The organism is Roseibium aggregatum IAM 12614 (genome assembly GCF_000168975.1).
Classification (GTDB): Bacteria; Pseudomonadota; Alphaproteobacteria; order Rhizobiales; family Stappiaceae; genus Roseibium; species Roseibium aggregatum.
Genome location: NZ_AAUW01000024.1, coordinates 24,606 through 44,603, shown reverse-complemented (window position 1 = coordinate 44,603; position 19,998 = coordinate 24,606). Strand labels below are relative to the sequence as shown.

16 protein-coding genes and 2 pseudogenes are annotated in these 19,998 nt (G+C 57.2%); 7 read left to right on the top strand and 11 right to left on the bottom strand.

The window, feature by feature from the left end:
- Window positions 1-159 precede the first annotated feature (159 nt).
- Window positions 160-1,020 carry an NAD(P)H-binding protein gene (locus SIAM614_RS26025; protein ID WP_006939178.1) on the bottom strand — a complete coding sequence of 287 codons (861 nt, stop codon included), beginning with the start codon at window positions 1,018-1,020 and terminating at the stop codon, window positions 160-162.
- Between the two features lie 110 nt (window positions 1,021-1,130).
- Between SIAM614_RS26025 and SIAM614_RS26020 the strand changes: the two genes are divergently transcribed.
- Window positions 1,131-2,039 (top strand): LysR family transcriptional regulator, encoded by a 909-nt coding sequence (locus tag SIAM614_RS26020; protein WP_006939176.1) that lies wholly within the window; start codon window positions 1,131-1,133, stop codon window positions 2,037-2,039.
- A 142-nt stretch (window positions 2,040-2,181) separates the two neighbouring features.
- Here SIAM614_RS26020 and SIAM614_RS26015 read toward each other — a convergent pair whose 3' ends face one another.
- On the bottom strand, window positions 2,182-2,949 hold the full coding sequence (locus SIAM614_RS26015; RefSeq protein WP_006939175.1) for an IS6-like element ISStag1 family transposase: 768 nt from the start codon (window positions 2,947-2,949) through the stop codon (window positions 2,182-2,184).
- Between SIAM614_RS26015 and SIAM614_RS26010 the strand changes: the two genes are divergently transcribed.
- Both SIAM614_RS26010 and SIAM614_RS26005 read left to right on the top strand, forming a co-directional pair.
- Window positions 2,948-3,823, top strand: coding sequence for an FGGY-family carbohydrate kinase (locus SIAM614_RS26010; RefSeq protein WP_006939174.1), 876 nt, complete (start codon window positions 2,948-2,950; stop codon window positions 3,821-3,823). The two genes, SIAM614_RS26015 and SIAM614_RS26010, sit on opposite strands and share 2 nt — an antisense overlap.
- A gap of 331 nt (window positions 3,824-4,154) precedes the next feature.
- Window positions 4,155-4,397 carry a WGR domain-containing protein gene (locus SIAM614_RS26005; RefSeq protein ID WP_040441186.1) on the top strand — a complete coding sequence of 81 codons (243 nt, stop codon included), beginning with the start codon at window positions 4,155-4,157 and terminating at the stop codon, window positions 4,395-4,397.
- A gap of 62 nt (window positions 4,398-4,459) precedes the next feature.
- Here the strand turns inward: SIAM614_RS26005 and SIAM614_RS26000 are convergent, their stop codons facing one another.
- Window positions 4,460-5,563, bottom strand: coding sequence for an RHE_PE00001 family protein (locus SIAM614_RS26000; protein ID WP_208984102.1), 1,104 nt, complete (start codon window positions 5,561-5,563; stop codon window positions 4,460-4,462).
- A 229-nt stretch (window positions 5,564-5,792) separates the two neighbouring features.
- Here SIAM614_RS26000 and SIAM614_RS25995 point away from each other — a divergent pair, with 229 nt between their 5' ends.
- Entirely contained in the window at window positions 5,793-7,022 is a 1,230-nt protein-coding gene (locus SIAM614_RS25995) for a site-specific integrase (RefSeq protein ID WP_006939171.1), read from the top strand.
- A gap of 538 nt (window positions 7,023-7,560) precedes the next feature.
- Here the strand turns inward: SIAM614_RS25995 and SIAM614_RS25990 are convergent.
- Window positions 7,561-8,760, bottom strand: a pseudogene (locus SIAM614_RS25990) (transposase); the annotation flags it as partial.
- 957 nt (window positions 8,761-9,717) lie between these two features.
- A complete protein-coding gene (locus SIAM614_RS32235) occupies window positions 9,718-9,870 on the bottom strand; it encodes a hypothetical protein (protein WP_006939168.1) in 153 nt (50 codons plus the stop codon).
- Between the two features lie 67 nt (window positions 9,871-9,937).
- Between SIAM614_RS32235 and SIAM614_RS25975 the strand changes: the two are divergent.
- A pseudogene (locus tag SIAM614_RS25975) lies at window positions 9,938-11,092 on the top strand (IS3 family transposase).
- A 164-nt stretch (window positions 11,093-11,256) separates the two neighbouring features.
- On the top strand, window positions 11,257-11,724 hold the full coding sequence (locus SIAM614_RS25970) for a GNAT family N-acetyltransferase (protein ID WP_006939164.1): 468 nt from the start codon (window positions 11,257-11,259) through the stop codon (window positions 11,722-11,724).
- A 203-nt stretch (window positions 11,725-11,927) separates the two neighbouring features.
- Here SIAM614_RS25970 and SIAM614_RS25965 read toward each other — a convergent pair whose 3' ends face one another.
- The 6 genes from SIAM614_RS25965 to SIAM614_RS25940 form a co-directional block, all read right to left on the bottom strand.
- Complete coding sequence (locus SIAM614_RS25965; RefSeq protein WP_006939163.1) at window positions 11,928-13,007, bottom strand: ABC transporter ATP-binding protein; 1,080 nt, start codon at window positions 13,005-13,007, stop codon at window positions 11,928-11,930.
- Window positions 13,004-13,819: a carbohydrate ABC transporter permease gene (locus tag SIAM614_RS25960; RefSeq protein ID WP_006939162.1), complete on the bottom strand. Its 816-nt coding sequence runs from the start codon at window positions 13,817-13,819 to the stop codon at window positions 13,004-13,006. The genes SIAM614_RS25965 and SIAM614_RS25960 overlap by 4 nt, the downstream gene beginning before the upstream one ends.
- 11 nt (window positions 13,820-13,830) lie before the next feature.
- Entirely contained in the window at window positions 13,831-14,733 is a 903-nt protein-coding gene (locus tag SIAM614_RS25955; protein WP_006939161.1) for a carbohydrate ABC transporter permease, read from the bottom strand.
- A gap of 114 nt (window positions 14,734-14,847) precedes the next feature.
- The gene (locus tag SIAM614_RS25950) at window positions 14,848-16,056 is read right to left on the bottom strand and encodes an ABC transporter substrate-binding protein (protein WP_040441166.1); all 1,209 of its coding nucleotides are present in this window, start codon (window positions 16,054-16,056) and stop codon (window positions 14,848-14,850) included.
- A gap of 47 nt (window positions 16,057-16,103) precedes the next feature.
- Window positions 16,104-17,036, bottom strand: coding sequence for a sugar phosphate isomerase/epimerase family protein (locus SIAM614_RS25945; protein WP_006939159.1), 933 nt, complete (start codon window positions 17,034-17,036; stop codon window positions 16,104-16,106).
- A gap of 17 nt (window positions 17,037-17,053) precedes the next feature.
- Window positions 17,054-18,085 carry a Gfo/Idh/MocA family protein gene (locus SIAM614_RS25940; RefSeq protein ID WP_040441165.1) on the bottom strand — a complete coding sequence of 344 codons (1,032 nt, stop codon included), beginning with the start codon at window positions 18,083-18,085 and terminating at the stop codon, window positions 17,054-17,056.
- 139 nt (window positions 18,086-18,224) lie between these two features.
- Here SIAM614_RS25940 and SIAM614_RS25935 point away from each other — a divergent pair, with 139 nt between their 5' ends.
- The gene (locus SIAM614_RS25935; protein WP_050789498.1) at window positions 18,225-19,244 is read left to right on the top strand and encodes a LacI family DNA-binding transcriptional regulator; all 1,020 of its coding nucleotides are present in this window, start codon (window positions 18,225-18,227) and stop codon (window positions 19,242-19,244) included.
- Window positions 19,245-19,998 lie beyond the last annotated feature (754 nt).

Sequence of the window (19,998 nt, the reverse complement as noted above, 5' to 3'; positions counted from 1 at the left end):
CAACCGTGTTCGCAAATGCAATGAAGGGTAAGCGGTGTTTTCCTCGCACATTGACCAAGCTCGATTAGGCTTTACGAAAATGCCGCTACGACATTGATGGCAAGAATGCGCCAAAAGCGGACCTAACCCAGTTGTCGCTGATGCAATAAGACAGTCGAATTAGAGATTGGTCTTCAGAAATGTCCTCATGCTCTCGGGTGCGCGTCCCAATATCCTCGAAAGTGCGGGGTCTGTCGCCGCGAACTCTCCTGCGCGGGCAGCGCGGTAATATCCCAACATAACGGCCACTGCCCCCTCAGGAACCCCTGCGGCCCGCGCATTCGCTTCCACTTGCTCTTCGCTCACTACGGTCCTCGAAACTGGCTTCCCCAGAATTTCCCCGGCGATAAGCGCAAGATCGGCAAGGTCCAGGCTCTCGCTTCCGGTGAGCGGTGCTGTCGGGCCGTCGACCACTGCGTGCCCGACAAGCAATTCCGTGTCGGCGGCCGCGAGGTCTTCATGGGTCGCCCATGCAACCTTGCCGTCTTCGGGACCTTCCAGCTTGCCCGCGTCGAAACCGCGCTTGTTCATCATCAGCGCACTTGCCGCATAGAAACCGTGACGCATTGCTGTCCAGGCAATACCCGACTCCGCCAGCATGGCCTCTGTTGCAGCATGATCCCGGCCAGGCGGGAAATAAGACGTAGCCGAACTGGATATCTGACTTGTGTAGAAGATGCGCTCTACGCCAATGTCGCGCGCGACACTGATGGCGGTGGCGTGCTGCTCCAACGGGTTGCCACCTGTCGCAGCGGCGTTGGAGGATATCAGGAGAAGTCGTTTTGCACCGGCCCACGCATGGCGAAGGCTGGCGGCATCACTGAAATCGCCTTGGCGCACGCGCACTCCGCTTTCCTCTAACTCCAAAACTTTGTTTGGATCTCGCACGCTGACACCGATCTCTCTGGCCGGCATATGAAGCAACAGGTTCTCGACGACCTTGCGGCCGAGTTTGCCAGAGGCGCCGGTAACAATGAGCATTGTTGTATTCCTTTGATTGAGAGTTCCGCTCGGACGCGGAACTTCTGCAACCAACCTAATTGCAGTCCATTTTATTGATAATCCGCCAAATCTCGAATAGTCTGTTCTCTATGAAGAACAATGTGCCTCCGAACGACCTGCAGGTGTTTCTGACAGTGCTGAACGAAGGAGGTTTCCGGGCTGCGGCCAAACGGCTGGGGCTTGCGCCATCAAAAGTCAGCACGACGGTCTCGCGGATCGAGAAGCAACTCGGTGTGCCTCTTCTGCTGCGAACCACTCGAAGCGTCAGGGCAACGGAACAAGGCCAGGCCCTGGCCAGTCGCATACAGCCTCTGATGCATGAGATGGATGCGGCTTGTTTGGAAACGCTGCACTCGGCAGACTTCGTAAAAGGGCGCTTGAAACTGAACGTTCCAGGAGCGGTCATGCCGGACATCCTGCCGCCCCTTATCGTGGAATACCAGCGGAGACATCCGACCGTGGAGGTCGAAATCGTTATGGAGAACAGTCTCGTCGACATCATTGAGGCAGGATGCGACGCGGGCATCCGCTACGGCGCGTCCGTCGAGAAGGATATGATTTCCGTTCCAATCGGTCCTCGCGTGCAGGAGATAGCGCTTGCGGCGGCACCCTCCTACATCGAGAAGTACGGCCTCCCTGAAACCCCACATCAACTGACGGATCATTATGCGATCCGATACGGCCTGAACGGCGGACCGCTTATTCCCTGGAAGTTGCAAAACGGAGATGAAACCGCAAACGTTAAGCCTTTGACACGACTCATTCTAAGCGTGAACGCATTGAACACGGGCTTGAGCTACGCCCAAGCCGGACTGGGCATTATCGGCACGTTCCGCAACTGGCTTGAAGATGACCTCCGCGCCGGAACTCTCGTTCCGGTTTTGCCAGACTGGTGGGCCGAAGAAGAGGGGCCACGCCTCTATTATCCAAGCCGGTTCACATCGACGCCTTTGCGGGCATTCATTGATCTTTGCCGCAATGAAACTTCACTCGGGTAATTTTTTAAGGCTTCCGCTTTGGGCCGACAGCAGACTTCAGCCGATTGTTCGTCCCGAATAATTCCACGGCAAAAGCATCATCGATGGGCTCTGTTGCAAACTTTGCGTCCCGACAGATTTCGGCCTATTCCGGCAATCCAGTTCAAGCTTCAGCATCTTGAAGATGGTTTTCGAGCATGGTCATCGCTTCAGCCAGAGCACAGGGACCGATGCCGAACGCTCGTTCGACAATGCGAGCCTTGCCGAGAATGTCATTTGTGAAGTTGAAGATGCCGGCTTGCCCCTTGCGCAGAGCACGCATCACTTCAAATCCTTTGATAGTCGCATAGGCAGACTTCATGGTCTCGAAACCGCGTACCGGCTGGATCAGCTGTTTCAGCTTGCTGTGATCGGCCTCGACGATCTTGTTGAGATAATTGACCTGGCGATGTTCGGTTTCTTTGGCGCATTTGCCTTCCGTCTTCAGCTCGGAAATGGCAGCACCATAAGTAGGGGCCTTGTCGGTGTTGATCGTATGGGGCTTTTCCCAGTCTTTCAGGCCTCTTAAGGCTTTGCCCAGGAACCGCTTCGCCGCCTTGGTGTTCCGGGTGAACGAGAGATAGAAATCGATTGTGTTACCGAACTTGTCCACGGCCTGGTAAAGATGGGTCCATTTCCCGCGAACCTTGATGTAGGTTTCATCGACCCGCCAACTGCCCGAAGTCGGTCGGCGCCATTGCCAGCGCAACCGTTTTTCCATTTCAGGCGCATAGGTCTGCACCCACCGGTAGATCGTGGCATGATCGACCCACACACCGCGCTCGGCCATTATCTGCTCAAGATCCCGGTAACTGACCCCATACCGGCAATACCAGCGAACAACCCACAACACGACTTCGCCTGTGAAATGACGGCCCTTGAATGCATTCATGAAATCAACAACCTGCTCTGCAAAAGCTGCTTCTCACACCACGGACAAAAATTTGCAACAGAGCCGCCTTGCGCCCGGCACCCTACTTATTGCAGGCGGCGGCGATCAGCAATGCGCCGGTATTGGCGCGGGTGTGACGCAATCGGGCATCGGGTCGGTCACGCTGGGGACAGCGGGTGTCGTCATTTGCTCCTTTGATGAGCCGCCATTCGACGCAAACGGTGACATTCCCGCGGAAATCCATGCCTATCCCGGCAAATATATCTGCGAGGGCTTGCAAAACACCGCGGGCGCGGCTTTGAAATGGCTGCGCAATCTGGTGCAGGATGCAGCCCAGGGTGGAGAAGTCGAATATCGACTATTTAACGATATGGCGGCGAAGGTGGATCCCGGAACAGGCGGCCTTCTGTTTCTTCCCTATCTGGCGGGCGCGAGCGCGCCGCAATGGAACGGTTCGGCCACAGGAACCTATCACGGCCTGACCCAGGGACACGGTATTGGAGCCATGTCTCGGGCGATTATGGAAGGCGTTGCCTATCAGAACGCGCTTATCCTGAAGAAATTTGAGACGATTGGGCGCGAACTCACCGAAATCCGGCTTACCGGTGGCGGGGCCAAATCTCCGCTTTGGTCCCAAATCCAGGCTGACATTTACGGCCGCCCGGTCAAACGGCTGAAAGAGGACGAGGCCGGTCTCCTTGGATCTGCCATTCTCGCAGCTTTTGGTGCCGGGCTGTTCCAGTCTATCGACCAAGGCGTCGGGTCTATGGTGCGAACACTGGAAACCTATGAGCCGAAACATGAGAGCGAGACCGTTTACGCCGAGGGGCTTCAACGTTTTTCGTTGTTGTATGACTCATTGTATCGGAACTGAGATCCGTCCGATGCAACCGAAGAATAGTCAATTCCCTTAATCGGCAACGGTCAATTGGTCGATCAAAAATGATTCATTCTGGCCACTCGTACAATGCAGAGCGTGAGCCAGCTGCTCTCCATCCTCACATTTGCTGCAGTTGCAACAAGAGTCTGCTTTTAGGACCTGCTCACGTTCGACAGAATGTCGATTTTGGGGACGCCTTGCTGACAGTCGGGTTTCGGTAGATAGAGTTCCCTCCCCGCCACCCATCACTTATTTGAAACCTTCGCCGCGATTCGATTCCAATCATTCATTGGACCTTGGTTCGGGGATCTTCGACACTGCGGTCATGGACCCCGGTGACGATCTCCTTCTGCTCAAGCGCGTGGACCCCGTCCGGAACATGAACCGGTTCTACCACCTGTCGGTCGAACCCACCTTGTTCGGCGGATTCGCCGTGCGCCGGTCATGGGGACGTGTGGGCACCTGGGGGCGGACCCGCCTGGATCTTTTTACGGATGCTTCATCGGCTCTGGCCCATCAGCAGAAACTGGCTTTTCAAAAACAAAGACGCGGGTATCGCCCGGCCTGATGCCATGACGTGGTGCTTGATCCTCGTCGCATCGGATCCGCTTCGGACAGCCCACTCCGGCATTACAAAATACCCCAGGCCCTGTATCGGTCGCGGCCGGTGAGCTCGCGCGGCAATGCCGGGCCGAGCTGACGGATCATGCGGTCGACAGCGGCAGCGGTGACGCCGAGGTCCTGACGGGCCATGGGTATGGTCACCAGCGGCCGGGACAGGAACATCTGCGCAAACTCCGGCAATCTGGAATGGCTTCGGCGCCCCCGGCAATGGCGTTCCAGCTGCTCCTGGGCGATGGACAACCGGTCCATCTGATCCATGGTTTCCTGGGCGGCCCTTTCAAAACCGGACAAGAAGCCGGCGATGCGTGTCTGGAACGGGTCCTTGCGGCGCCAGCGGAAGGGTGATTTCCGCAGGCCTGAAGACAGGTTCGGCAGATGACACGTCGTCACCCGGGTTTTCAGGTAGATGGCCGACAACAGACGGCCGAGTTCCGGCCAGCTGTCCAGCGGCTGAAGCATGTGCCAGGCATCCAGTACTATGGCCGCCGTCAGAACAGGGGGCAGATTCAGTGCGGCTGCCTCGTTCAGGACACTCAGCCAGTCGTCGAGCCGATCCGCCCTGTCAGATGCCTCTGGGTCGTGTCCATGACGAGTGACTGCAGTTCGGGGCATCGAAGCCCCGAGAGGCGGCAGCGTCCCTTCAGCCAAGTGTCTGGATCGTTCCAGAACAACGTCGATTTCGGCAAGAAGGGTTACTTCGGTTTCGGCAATGTCCTGACGGCTCAAGTTCGATTGGGAAAGGCTCCTCCCCTCCCCCGCTGTTCTGTCCGTCATCCACCCAGGTTCGGCTTCATCCGGCTGCCGTCCAATCAGTGCCAGAAGACCGTTGCGGCTTAGAAGTGCTTCAGGGGCCAGCCGGTCACTCCTGCGGCGCAGCGCCAGTAGACTGGCGGCCCGGGTCAGTTCATGGGTCGGGGCGCGCTTGTCTGTCCCGGCATCATGCAGGACCAGATCTTCCAGGTGCACGAGGTCACCGTCGAGAGCCATGGAGGCGCAAGTGTCGAACAGGTGAGAGCGGCTGCGCACGCCGTCCTCCAGGTGCGGCGTGCGAACCAGCCGTTCGTCCGCCCGCGTCAGCGCGCGACTGGCGCGGTCAAGCGGGTCGGCCAATATCGGCCAGTCCAGTGATGTCAATGACTTGCGGAGAGTGTAACCCATTGACATCGAGAGATAATATTTCATTAACGATAATCAACAAGCAAAAAAGTATCATCACATGGATATCTGTCAACTTAAGCTTATAAACAGTGATAAGTATCTCTTATCGATGATTAGACTTTTGCGCAGTCTCATGCCAGAATGAAGGCTCACGGTTCTGCCCTTGAGAAGTTGACAGCCCATGCCCGATATTCCCCCTCCCTCCCCTTCCGCGTCCCTCGACGAAAGCGCGGCGCGCAAGACGGAAGCGCTGGATTCGCTTGCCGCCATCCTGCCGGCCCTTGCCGGTCCGGAGCGCACGGATCAGCTGGTGGCTTTGCTCAGTGAAGAGGACATCGCCACCCTGCGCCACCTGGCACAGGAAGGCATTGGCGAAAATTCCCTGAGAGCGCTGACCTCCGATTGTTCCTATCTGGAAGGCTGGTGCCTGGCGGCGACGGGAGAGCCCCTGCCCTGGCCGGCGCCCGTGCCGCTGATCCTGAAGTTTATTGCCCACCACCTGTGGGATCCGGAGCGTCGAAAAACCGATCCCGCCCATGGTATCCCCGAAGACGTCGCCCTTGCTCTGGAGGATCTGAAGCTTCTCAGAAAGGCAAAGGGGGGCGGCGCGCACCGAGCCCCTCACGCGGTCACAACAGTCCAGAGACGGCTTGCCTCCTGGTCGACCTTGCATCGCTGGCGCGGGCTTCAGGGCGCGTTTTCCGCGCCCGACGTGCGCTCGGCCATGCGCCTTGCCAACCGCGTTTCCAGCCGGCCCAGGGCCAGAAAAAGCCGGCGGGCCGTGACCGCGGATCTGCTGGAGCAGCTTCTGGCGACATGCAATGGCACGGACTATGCCGCACCTTCTCTCGTCGATCTCCGTGACAAGGCGCTGCTCCTCATAGGGTTCGCTTCCGGGGGGCGGCGGCGCTCCGAACTCGCCGGTTTGCGCCTCAGCCAGATTGTCTGGGAAGATCCCCTGCCCGCGGATCCAATCGACCCCGGCAGTCTTCTGCTGCCCGCCGCCAGCCTGCAGCTTGGCCGCACCAAGACAGAAGACGCTTCCGATGACAACGCGGTGCTGCTGATCGGGCGGCCGGTCGAGGCGCTGAGGACCTGGCTGGAGGCCGCACCTATCGTGGAAGGGGCCGTCTTCCGGGCGATCGACCGCTGGGGCAACGTCAAGGCGCGGGGTCTCACGCCTCAATCGGTCAACGCCATATTAAAGAGCCGCTGTGCTTTGGCCGGGCTCGATCCTGCGGAATTTTCCGCCCACGGTCTGCGCTCCGGGTTTCTGACCGAAGCCGCCAATCGCGATATTCCGATCCAGGATGCCATGCAGCAGTCCCGCCATCGGTCGCTCGCCCAGGCCTCCAGCTATTACAATGATGCGGGACGGAGTAGGCACCGGTCTGCCAGAATGCTCGGGTGAAAATGCGGATCTATGTCAATCTGGCCGGATGTTGAAAGACATCCGACCAGATCTCTTTGCTGCAATGAATGCACGGACCCATCGACCGCCAATATCAATTAAATAATAAATTTAGTCTACACAATAACGTAGAGAAAGACAAGAAACCACAGGTTGATATAAAAGTAATAGGTTGTAAAAAATTTTTAATGAAAAGAATATAAAAAAACTTATTATTTGAATTTGTAATAAGTGTTTAGAATAAGAGTTTCGTGCGAAGTATTTTTTGAGATTGATGACGCCGACATGAATTTCGTGGAAATGTTGAGTGTAGAGCACGCCGTAAACGCGAGCAATGTTAAAAAGTAAACTAAAAATTGAGAGTGACGCCAATTCCTTCTTTGACGACTTCTCTGTGTTGTTTATTCCTAATTCTGGCGGCAGTGTTTTGCTTCATCCGAACAAGCAGATTGAAACCTATGTTCGAAAAAATTTACAAGTAGGGGGCAGAACAGGATTTGCTCTCGCAGTCACGCTAAGGGCGAACAGGTTGTGAACATCATGCAGCCCGCAGGATTTTTCCAGCAGACCGCAACGACCTGAAGCCATTCAGAATGTGTTGTTCCGTGTCCCAGGAATAGATGCCGGTCAGATTGATATGCTCCCAACTGAGCGGCGAGATTTGCTTCAATACGTCGTTGGGAATACTCCGGCCCTGCTTGCGGAGGTGAGCTACTGCCCGGCTGAGATAGACGGTGTTCCAGTGCACGATGGCGCTAACGACCAAATTCAGCCCGGAGGCGCGGAATGCTTGGCTGTCATAGGAGCGGTCACGGATTTCACCGCGTTCGTGGAAGAAGACGGCACGCTTGAGCTTATGGGCGGCCTCACCCTTGTTGAGATCGGCCTGACACCGTCGGCGCAGCGAAGGGCTTGAATACCATTCGATCATGAACAGGGTCCGCTCGATGCGGCCGATCTCGTGGAGCGCCTTGGTCAAGTCATTTGCTTTCGACGAAGTGGCAAACATTTTGAGGATGGTGGACGGCGCAAGGGTGCGCGTCGTGACCGATTCGCCCAGGCGTAGGAGGTCGTCCCAATTCTCCAGAATGAGCGTGGTGTTGATCGAAGTGCCAATATGTTTGGCCAGGGCCGGATAGGCTTCAAATTTTCCGAAGGTGTGGAATTTCCGGTCCTTGATGTTGCGCAGCCGGGGAGCGAAGCGCTTTCCGACGAATGGGAACAGCCCGAAAACCTGATCGCTGGCACCGCAGGTATCGGTGAAGAGTTCCTCGATGTCGAGGATCGTGTCATGGTCAAATAGCCTGTCCAGCACATAAACCGCTTCGCTCTCTGTCGGGCTGATCGGCAGGATGCTGAAGTAGCCGTACTGATCGGAGAGGCCGCTGTAGAATTTCGTGCCCGGTTCACTTCCATAGTGCAGATTGATGTCACTGGGCTTTGCGGCCCGGTCGCTGGCCCGGTAGAACTGTCCGTCGGAAGACGCGGTCGTTCCGCCGCCCCAGAGTCGTGAGTGCGGATGAAGCGTATGTGCGTCCGCCACGCAGGCCTGAGCGGCGCGATAGGTTTCGGAGCGGGCATGGAAAGTACGCATCCAGCCGATCTGGTGCGCGCTGCTCCCTTTCGAAGCTCCCGCCATGCGCTTCGGGCCGAGATTCGTACTGTCCGCGAGCACGCCGGCAAGCATTGCGGGCAAGTCCTGCGGTACGTCCCCAGTTCGGACATGGGTGAACTGATCGCAACTCAATACTGGCTGCTGCACAAGACCCAACGATACCCAAAACCCTGACAAACGAGAACTGCAATTCGCTGGCTAAAACAGGTTCTGAACATTCGCACACCAGTACATCTATCAGTCACCGTTAAACCGCAATCACAGTGTTATCTGCATCTGCAGAGGCTGACCCAAACCAAGGCGTTAATACGCTGGCATAAACCCGGTTTCAGCCAAGCATCCAAATCCTACGATTTGAGTTTGCAAGGCGGACAGTGCCAGATTCACCAGTCATGTGCACGGCTGCCGCGTGCTTGTTTTTGAACGGATACGATCCCTCCTGAGGGTGGCGCCATTTGAAAGAACGATAAAATGCGGAACGAAATCAACAACCGACGCACCCGTTCACAAAGGCGAGGCTCCCATCCTGTTCCCCGTAAATTCGTTCTGCGGAGATATCAAAAAGCCTCTCAGGATGAAGAAACGCTCATCACAGTGCCTGGTGTCGCACCATATGGCAGTTGCTGGCCGGTACCTGACGGTGCACCTCCCGCCGCAAGCCCGAAACTGGTGCGAAACCGCTTGCCGGATCCCTTTGATTTCATGGTTCGGGCGCATGCAGTCTGGGACGATGAGGGCGGTGCCCCCAGACAAGACTCAATGCATAGTGCGTATGGAAAACGGATCGAAGCAGATGGCTCCTGGACGATCTATCATGTCTTCAGTGGCGTTCCTGCAACGATCGGTGGAGACTTGATGCTGGGAATGAATTCGAACGACGCTCTGGATCAAATGACAAAAACCAACTTAGACAATTTCAGGCGGAGGGCGGTTCCCTTAGGCATATTGAAAGGTCGATTTCTGGCTGCCTGGTGGGTCAGATTAAGCAAACACTTCTAATTTACCTTCTTTATTTGCAAGTGAGATCAAACCCTATTTCACCATCTCTTCATGGCGAAGACCGCAAATTTAGGAAATTGATTATAGCTGCGCTTCGAGATGAAACTTGATTGAGCCTTCTAATTCTTCCGCAAGCGCGAGCGAAGACTGAAGAACTTTCGTTTCGTTCAAGGCATCAGATCCTTGTTCCGTGATGGCAATAGGCAATTCAACCTTGCTCGCCGCCGTGTTCACTCGGACCTGCTCCCCTGAAAATTCCGCGTTTTGAGGTTAGTCTGTTCCCAATTGAAGGAAGCAGACGATGAAGCGATCCAGGTTCTCCGAAGAACAGATCATTGGCATTTTGAAAGAACATCAGGCGGGCATTGCGGCCGCCGAGCTTTGCCGCAAATACGGTGTCAGCGATGCAACCTTTTACAAGTGGCGCTCGAAGTACGGTGGCATGGAGGTGTCCGATGCCAACCGGCTGAAGGCCCTTGAAGAAGAGAACGCAAAACTGAAGAAGCTGCTCGCGGAGTCGATGATGGATGTGTCGACGCTCCGCGAGATGCTCGGAAAAAACTACTGACGCCTGGCTCAAGGAGGACAGCCGTGAGCTGGGCAATCAAGACCAAGGGCTATTCGCAACGCCGCGCCTGTGGGCTGGTTGGCATCGAACCGCGTGTTTACCGCTATCGGTCGACGAGATCCGATGATGCCGGGTTGCGTCAGAGGCTGAAGGAATTGGCTTCGGAGAGACGGCGCTTTGGCTATCGTCGGCTGCACATCCTGCTGAAGCGTGAAGGCATCGAGGTCAACTGGAAGAAGGTCTACCGGATCTACCGGGAAGAGCGTCTCACAGTGCGCAAGCGCGGCGGTCGGAAACGAGCCCTGGGAACGCGAGCGCCGATGGCTGTGCGGCAAGCCGCCAATCAACGCCTCCTCTCGGGCATTGCAAGGCAATGCCCTGCCGGGCAGTGGGTCTCTCGACTTCGTCTCTGATGCCCTGATTGACGGACGCAGGTTCCGTATCCTGTGTGTCATTGATGACTTCAGCCGCGAATGTCTGGCAACGGTGGTCGACAACTCGATCTCCGGAGCCCGGGTCGCACGGGAGCTGGACATGATCGCGGAGCGCCGTGGCCGCTATCCCTTGATGGTGGTCAGCGACAACGGTACGGAACTCACCTCAAACGCCATGCTCAAATGGCAGCAGGACCGCAGCGTCGAATGGCACTACATCGCACCGGGAAAACCGATGCAAAATGGTTTTGTCGAGAGCTTCAACGGCCGGCTAAGGGATGAATGCCTCAACGAACATCTGTTCCGCAGTTACCGACACGCCCGGGACATCATTGAAAACTGGAGGATCGACTACAATGTGAACCGACCACATACGAGCCTCGACGGGCTTACACCCCATGAATTTGCATCCCAGTCCAACAAAGATCACACCGTGAACAGGGCTAACTTATGAACGCGGACAATCAGGGGAGCAGGTCAAAAGCGCAAACACGTCAGAAACGGAATGCTGTCACCCGTCGAGTTCGAACGGCAGCAGGAAATGAACTCTGAAGGCGTCTAGAAAACGCGGGGCTATTCAGACTTCATTACGACCGTCTTTCATGTTCAGGTTCGAAAATGGATATTCCGAGACTTCAACCCGACCTGACCTTTCCCAGGCTGAAGGCCATTTCCGGCGATATCGATTTTGCCTTTAAAGCAAAACGTGCCGCATTGGGCCCTCACATCACCCAGAAGTGGGGATGGGATGAGGAGTTCCAGCGCGATGTGCATATGCGCCGCTACCAGGAAAAACCGTTCTTTGAGGTGAAGAAAGCAGAACTGCGTCTTGGAACGGTATCGTTTCAGGCCTTTTCCGATCACGTCCGGTTCGGGGAGTTTTACCTGTTTCCGGAATTTCAGCGACAGGGCACGGGATCCAGGATCCTTCAACACTGTTTACAGCTTGCCGACAGCCTGTCCCTTCCAGTGAGGTTGGAATATCTGATCTGGAACCCGGTCGGGTCGCTCTACCGCCGGTTTGGGTTTTTGGACGTCGGGCACTCAGACATTCACTGCTTCATGGAACGTCCACCGCGGAAATAGGATCTTGCGCACCCGGGATGCCATCTTGAATAGGCCGCTGCGGAGTACCCCATTGGGTTCAAGACATTTCTGAGAGGCGTCTTCGAAAACAGGGACCGAGGTGATCATCTCCTTCCGCCAGGTGTGGCGCACCGCGGACGATGGACGATTTTCATGCCCAGCAGGTCCGGTGATATCGTTCAATCGGATCGGTCTGTCAGCTCTCAGACATGCAAAAGAGCGTTGCCGGTCTCCTGGTCAAACAGATGAACATGCTCCGGCTTGATGGCAACGGAAACCGAGCCCACACCGTCCTCAATACGCAAGGGTGCGGCAATCAGCAGGCCCGGGGTCGTATCGGTGAGCACGTAGGAAACCGCACCCGTCCGCTCGATGAGCGAAACCGGAAGCGACATTCGGTTGCCTGCCTCCCCCTCCCCCACCACGAGATGCTCCGGGCGCAGTCCGACTGTTACCTTTCGGCCTGCGGCCTGCTCATGTCCTTCAAAGGCGATTTCCGGCTTGCCGGGCAGGTCCAGCGCGATACTCGTGCCGCCTCCCGATACGACGCCATCGACGAAATTCATTGCTGGAGAACCGATGAAGCCCGCGACAAACTTGTTGACCGGCCTGTCGTACAGGTCGAGAGGCGCGCCCTTCTGTTCGATCACCCCGCTGCGCATAACCACAACCTGATCGGCCATTGTCATGGCTTCGATCTGGTCATGGGTCACATAGACGGACGTTGCCCCGAGGCGGTTGTGCAGTTGGCGGATTTCGGAGCGCATGTGCACCCTGAGCGCCGCATCCAGATTGGATAGCGGTTCGTCGAACAGGAAGGCCTTTGGGTCCCGGATGATGGCACGACCCATGGCAACGCGCTGACGCTGGCCGCCGGAGAGCTGCCGCGGATACCTGTCGAGTAGCTCGCCCAGCCCGGTCACGCGGGCAATTTCGTCGACCGCCTTGTCAATTTCGGACTTCGGGCGCCGGCGGAGCCGCATGGAATAGGTCAGATTCTGGCGCACGGTCATATGCGGATAGAGGGCATAGGATTGAAACACCATTGCCAGGTCGCGTTCCCGGGGGGCCTTGTCGTTGACCGGATTGCCCGCGATCCGCATCGTGCCACTGGTGATTTTCTCCAGCCCGGCAATCGTGCGCAGCAATGTGGATTTGCCACATCCGGACGGGCCCACAAGAGCAACGAATTGTCCCTTCGGGATCTGCAGGCAGACATCGCGGAGCGCGTGGTAGGCGCCGTAGTATTTCTGGAGATTTTCCAGTTCGATCTGATAGCTCATTTGAGGGCTCCGGATGTCAGGCCGCTGACGATCTGGCGTTGCAGCAGCACAAAAATGATGAGAACCGGCGTCACGTAGATCGCGGAATAGGTCATCACACCGGACCAGTCGGACGTGTTGGGCCCCATGAAGGATTGCAGACCGACCGTTGCCGGCTGCAGCGCCCGCTGCGTGATCAGGGAGCGCGAATAGACGTATTCCCCGAAGGACTGCAGGAAGATGAGCACCGACGTCACGAGAATGCCGTTTCTTGCAAGCGGCACGATGATGGACAGGAAGGCACCGATGCGCGAGTTGCCATCGACGAGCGCGGCTTCTTCCAGTTCTCTTGGCACCTGCAGAAAGGTTGCCCGGCACAGCACGATATAGAGCGGCAGAACCTTTGCCGCCTGTGCCAGTATCACCGATGTCCTGGGCACCTCGTTGAGGCCAACCTGGTTGAAGGCGACGAATATCGGCGTGATCATCAGGGAGGATGGCAGAACCTGCATCATCAGAACAATGAAGAGCACCACGTCCATCCAGCGGTTGCGGATGCGCGCAAGCACATAGGCACAGCCCGTGCCGCAGATAGCGACGATTATGGTCACGCCCGAAGCGATCAGAAGCGAGTTCCAGAGATAGACGTCCATCTTCAGGCGCGTCCAGACTTCACCAACCATCCATTGCGGATTATCCGGCCAGAAGGTTGGCGGATTGGCGAAGATTTCCGTGCCGCTTTTCAGGGCCGTGACGTACATCCAGTAGAGCGGGAAGAGATAGAGGCTCACGAGACAGAGCGCGATTGTCGTCAAACCATATTTTTTCATCATCGCTCGGCGCCTCAGGCTATATGTTCATGGCGCGTTGACCGCACGTAGACCGCAGCAACGAGGATCACGAACAGGATCATCAGAACCGAAATCACCGATCCGACCCCGATTTCGTAATACTGAAACGACAGTTGCCAGCTCCAGTACTGGAAGACGTTGGAAGCGTTCGACGGGCCGCCCTGCGTCAGGGCTGCAAACAGGTCGAACTGCTGAAGCGTGAAGATGACACCCAGTGAGATCACCGCTCCGAGCTGGGCGCGCATCATCGGCAGGGTGATGGTGAAGAACCGCTGGACAGCATTCGCGCCGTCCATTTCGGCCGCTTCATAGATGTCTTCCGGAATTCCCGCCAGACCGACAGACAGCAGGATCATGTTGAACGGCACACCCAGCCAGATGTTGGCAAGAATGACCGAATAGAGAGAGACATTCGGGTCCGACAGCCAGAAAATGCGCTCACTGGTCAGGCCGAGAGACATCAGGACATGGTTGAGAACACCGAAGTCGCCTGCAAGAATCCAGCTCCAGACCGCGCCGACAACAAGCGCCGGCATGATCCAGCCCGCAAGGAACAGGCCCCGCAGCCAGGTGCTGCCCGGGAAGTTCTGCTGAAAGAACATCGCCAGGGCAAACCCGATGGACAATTGCGCGGCAACGGAGATGCCGACGAACTTCACCGTATTGAGGAAAATGCCCCAGGTTTCGGGCCGGGACAGAACGTCGGTGTAATTGTCGAGGCCAACGTACGGCCTGTCGAACGACGCCAGCGAAAACAGGTCCACTTCCTGAAACGACATGACGAGGTTGTAAACGAGTGGAAATCCTGAAAACAGAACCAGGTAGCCGAGCGCCAGCGTCACGAGAACTGTGTCGAAGCCGGCCCCGTCCCGGAACGGTTTGGTAAAGGTGAGCATCCGTCTCCTCCTCAATGGCGGATGAAAAAGGGTGTGCGCTCCCGCCCGTAAGGACGGCCCGCGAGCACACACCCCAAGGCAGGGCGAACATCGCAGAACCCCGCCTGAACAGACCTACTTGAGTATCTTGTCGATGCTGGTCTGCGCGGCGGCGAGGGCATCTTCGGGCGTTGCCTGACCGGTCAGTGTCGACTGAATCGCGGTCTGGATTGCCTTGCTGATGCGCGGCCATTGCGGATGAGGTCCGCGGTTACGGGCATATTTCATCGATTCTTCGAAGACCGCATAGATTTCGGGATACTTCGGATCCTTCACCTCGACCTTGGAAGCCGGCAGATAGCCGAAATCGTTCCAGACCCTGTCCATGTTTTCATAAAGGAATTCCAGGAACAGGAAGGCTTCGTCCGGATTGTCGGTGCTGGCCAGGATGACGTTGTCCCCCTCGCCGAGCGCCGAGGCGCGATCCGCCCCCTCTTGCGGAACGGGCAGCAGCGCAGCCCTGAAATCGAACTTGGCTTCCGAGCTCATCCGGGGTAATTCCCAGGGGCCAGAAATCGACATGGCGGCTGTGCCGGCATTGAAGGTGCCGGTGCTGTCCCACTGCCCCCGGATCAGCGTGTCCGGCGAGGCAAGTCCTTCATCAAGGATTTTCTTCCAGAGCGACAACGCCCGTGCGGCACCCTCCGTGTCGACATTGTCGTAATTCCCACCGGTCATCTGAAGCCAGGGCAGGAACTGGAAAGTGCCTTCTTCGGTCGCTACCGCGGAAAAAGCCAGGCCGTAGACATTGTCTTCCGGCTTGGTGAGCACCTTGGCAGCTTCATAGAGCTCGTCCCAGGTGCGTGGTGGAGTGTCGGGATCAAGCCCGGCCGCGCGATACATGTCGGCATTGTAGTAGAGCGCGATGGTGTTCGCACCGCGGGGAATACCGTAGATGCCCCCCTCGTAGCTGACCGACGACAGCGGGCCAGGGAAGATGTCTTCGGCATTCACGATATCGGACTGCTCGATATAGGGTTTCAGATCAAGCAACAGGCCTCGGGAGGCAAACAGCGCCACTTCCGGGTTGTCGATGTAGGTGATGTCGGGGGCATCGCCCGTGGCCACGCCGCGTGCAAGGTCGTTGACCATGTCCTCGAACTGCACGGTACGCACGTTGATCTTGATGTCGGGATGCTGCGCCATGAATTCGTCGGCCATGACGTAGTGATATTCACCTGGATCGTCGATGGTCCACAGATCCAGCTCGACCGGATCGGCGGCGGCGGTTGAAGCCAGCGCGATCAACCCGGATGTTGCCAATGCTATTGATTTCAAGTCCATGTTGGGTCTCCTCCCTGTATGCGACATGAATGACGGACGGCGTTGCCCTAGGTGAGTGAGGGATCGCCGCCTTCGTATTTGCCGGTGCCTGGTATGAAGGCTCCGCCCCGGCAGGTTTTCAGATGGTTGAGTGCATGCACCTGCCCGGTCATTTCCAGCTCGTCGCGGTAGACCGGGTCGTGCCAGCCCTCGATGTCGATGGAGCCTGAATACCCTGCAAGACGAAGCTCACTGATGATGTCCGTCCAGTTGCTGTCGCCGAAACCGGGCGTGCGCATGAAGACGAACGGATGTTTTCCGAAGATGCCGTGTTCGCGGATGACATCATGGCGGACGGTGGCATCCTTGCCGTGCACGTGAAAGATCTTGTCGGCCCATTTGCGGATCTGCGGCAGCGGATCGATCAGATAGACAAGCTGGTGGCATGGCTCCCATTCCAGGCCGAGATTGTCGTCCGGCGTTTCGTTGAACATCAGTTCCCAGGCATCCGGATTATGCGCGATGTTCCAGTCGCCGCTCTGCCAGTTGCCGTCCATGGCGCAATTCTCGAAAGCGATCCTGACGCCCTTGTCGGCTGCGCGTTTTGCCAGCTCTGACCAGACTTCCTTGTATTTCGGCAGGCTGTCTTCCAGAGGCTTGCCGCGGACCCTGCCGGTGAAGCCAGCGACGCAAGTGGCGCCGAAGTGATGGGCGTTATCGATGCAGTCCTTCCAGCCCTGAAGGGTGTCGCGATCCAGCGGCTGATCTTCCAGCGGATTGCCGAACATACCCAGGGTCGAGATGGTGATGTCCCTGTCGCCGATCGCCTCCACGCAGCGTTTGCCTAGCTCGGCCAGATCCTGCCCGTTGGTCGTCTGCCAGAAGAAGGGTTCGAAACTTTCGAACCCGAGATCGGCGATTTCATCGATCCGCTTCGCCGCTTCTCCGCCTGAAGCGGAAATCATCGTGCCGATGCGGATGGATTTTGCAGGATTGCTCATGAATAAAGGTCCTTGGGTCAGATATCTATCTCGACGAAGCGCTCTTCCTCAGCGCTCCGGATTGCGGCGAATGTCATGGCGAGGGAGCGGATGTTGTCGGCTGAATCCGTGAGGGCAGGCCTGCCGGTCTCGCGCGCATCCAGGAAGTCGGCAATCACGCCGGCATGGCCCGTCGTTTCCAGCGAGGCAGGCAGGTCTGGCACCTGGACCTCTTCCAACGGATAGAGAAAGCCCTCGGACGATTTCACGACTTCGGCCCTGAAGCCTTCGTTGCCGTTCCACAGAAGCGTTCCGCGGGATCCTATGATCCGCCACGACGCCTCCCAGTCAGTACGCGCACCTTCGGCGCACCACGACCCGCGATACGTCATGGTTACATTGTCATGGCAGTCGAATATCGCGGCGGCACTGGCCCCATGGCGATACCAGGAATGGGTTGGATTGCTTTCGTGACAAAAGACACGGTGCGGCTCCAGGCCGGCAACGAAACGGGCAGCATCGAATGTATGGATCGCCATGTCGTGCAGCAGCACGTGATCCATTTCCTCCCGGAACCCGCCGAAATGCGGCGCGATGAAGAAATCGCAATGGACCTCCGCAATCCGCCCTATTCCCCCCTCGTCCAGAAATTGTTTTGCCCGCCGGATTCCAGGCAGAAACCGGCGGTTCTGAATGACGGCATGCAGCCTGCCCTGATCCCGGCTCGCCTTAAGCAGCGCCTTCGCCTCGTCAAGCGAGTTGGCCATCGGCTTTTCGGAAAGCACATCGCAGCCTGCCGCAAAGCCCTGTATCACCACCTCGTTGCGGGCGGACGGGACAACGATGTCGAACAGAAGGTCGGGCTTCAGCCTTGACAGCAGTGCTGTCAGATCGCTTCCCGCCTCGGCGTTGCTGAAGCCAGAAGTCTGGGCGCGTTTTTGTGCCAGATCCTTGTCCAGGTCCACGAAGCCGACGATTTCGACGCGCTTTCCGGATGAATTGATATCCTGAAGTGCACGCAGCCAGCCCTCGGACATAGCTCCGCACCCCACCATGACGGCGGTCTGCATGTGATTTCCTCCCATCGGGCACGGTTGTGACCTTTCGTCTTTCCGTGCTCCGTAAACGTTTACGACGCTAGATTACGATGGGAGTTTGTGTCAAGAAGTTTTCGTAAACGTTTTCGGAACCGTTTCAGGAGCCTTGTCCTTGAACATAAAAGACCTCGCGCAACATCTTGGAATCTCAATCGGAACCGTTTCGCGAGCGCTGAACGACAAACCGGACGTAAATGCCAAGACCCGAGAGCGTGTGCTGAACGCTGCCGTCGAACTGGGTTACAGCGCAAACGCTTCAGGGCGTTCTCTGCGCCGCGGAACAACTCAAACCATTGCCTTCATGCTCGAAACCGGACAATCGGAACTGAGGAGCGGCGACAACTTCTTCATGCGCGTCATCGACGCCATGCAGGCGGAACTCGATGACGAGGGCTACGACCTCATCATCCTGCCTTGCCATTCCAAGAACGATCCGACCGAGTTTCTGAAACGTGTGATCGCACGTGGCACAGCGGACGCCATTGTCGTCACGGCCACCATGAAGAACGATCCCCGGATCGAGTTCCTGCTCAAGTCAAGACTCCCGTTTCTCACTCTCGGCCGATCGCGGCTGGAGGATCAGCATCCCTGGATCGATCTCGATTTCGAAGGTTATGTCGAACAGACCATCCGCAAGCTGGTCGAACTCGGTCACAAGCGTATCGCGATCACGGTGCCCCCTACCCGGTCCAACATTGCCAGCCTGCTGCGCGAAACTTATGAAAGAGCCATTGGCGAAACCGGACTGCACTTTGACCCTGCTCTGATTTTCGAATGTGAAGTCAGCGAGTCCGGTGGCAATCAGGTAACCCACCAGATCCTTGGCATGCCAAATCGTGCGACCGCGCTGCTTCTCAACTACGAACCGATGGCGTTTGGCGTTTACTCAGCCCTGCAGGAAGCCGGCCTCTCGCCGGGAAAGGACCTTTCGGTTGCAACACTCCGCCGGAGCAAGCTGCTTCGTTTCCTGAACCCCCCTGTGACGGCTTTCGAGATCGATCTGAAAGAACTCGGCCGAACGATTGCCCGGGAAGTGCTGTGGGTGTTGCGCGACAACACCCACAAGACCAGGATCGTCTGGCCCGCCACCATGACCGTCACCGAGAGCTTCGGCCCACCCGCTGAGGGGTAGTCTCAGAGGGTTCATTTGGCTCTGGTCCCAATGGTACGCTTGGAAGCATGGACTTAAAGGACAGGCTGTTGTCAGAGCCGGGCTTTCTTGCCACCTCCTGGCAAAGCCCCCTCCCCTGCCACCCAGAATGTACTCTGGAATCAGACCTCCCCCGGTGACTGTCTAACGAGGTGAGGGAGATAATGCTGCTATCGGATGTCTCCGACAAGAAATCTCGTTCACTAAGGCGAAAGCGCCGCGGACCTGGCTTCGTTTCGAGTTACTTGCCTGCAGAAATAGGCTTGACGAGTGTCCTTTTTCCTTGAGGCAAATGGCTTCACCGCCTGCCTCTGGCTTTAGGTGTCCATCAAGGGGCAGACGGGCTCCGGACCACCCTGCCCCGCGACCGATCAACAGATTGTGTCGATGAGTTCCCGCATCTGGCGCCCCTGCCCTCACACAGGGACGCCGACTTTGAACGTCACTTGCGGCGTCACTGTTCGAGGTTTCACCCTTCAGAAAAACAACGGTCTGGCTCTCGGCATCACGAGTGTCTTCACCTGATCCGAACAAGCAGGGCCACTCTGAAGCGCACTAAGATGGCCTGACACCCGTTGCCACAACGCTGCAGTTGACGGCTTTGCCAAGCGTTGCCGATTGGGCAGTTCGCTATGCATTCCCGTGACGCGAGGCAAGAGTGCGAGATACTTCGAACGCGACTTTCGAGTTTCAAAGTTAGACAAGGATCGCCACCAAGCAACAGCCGCCATCCTGC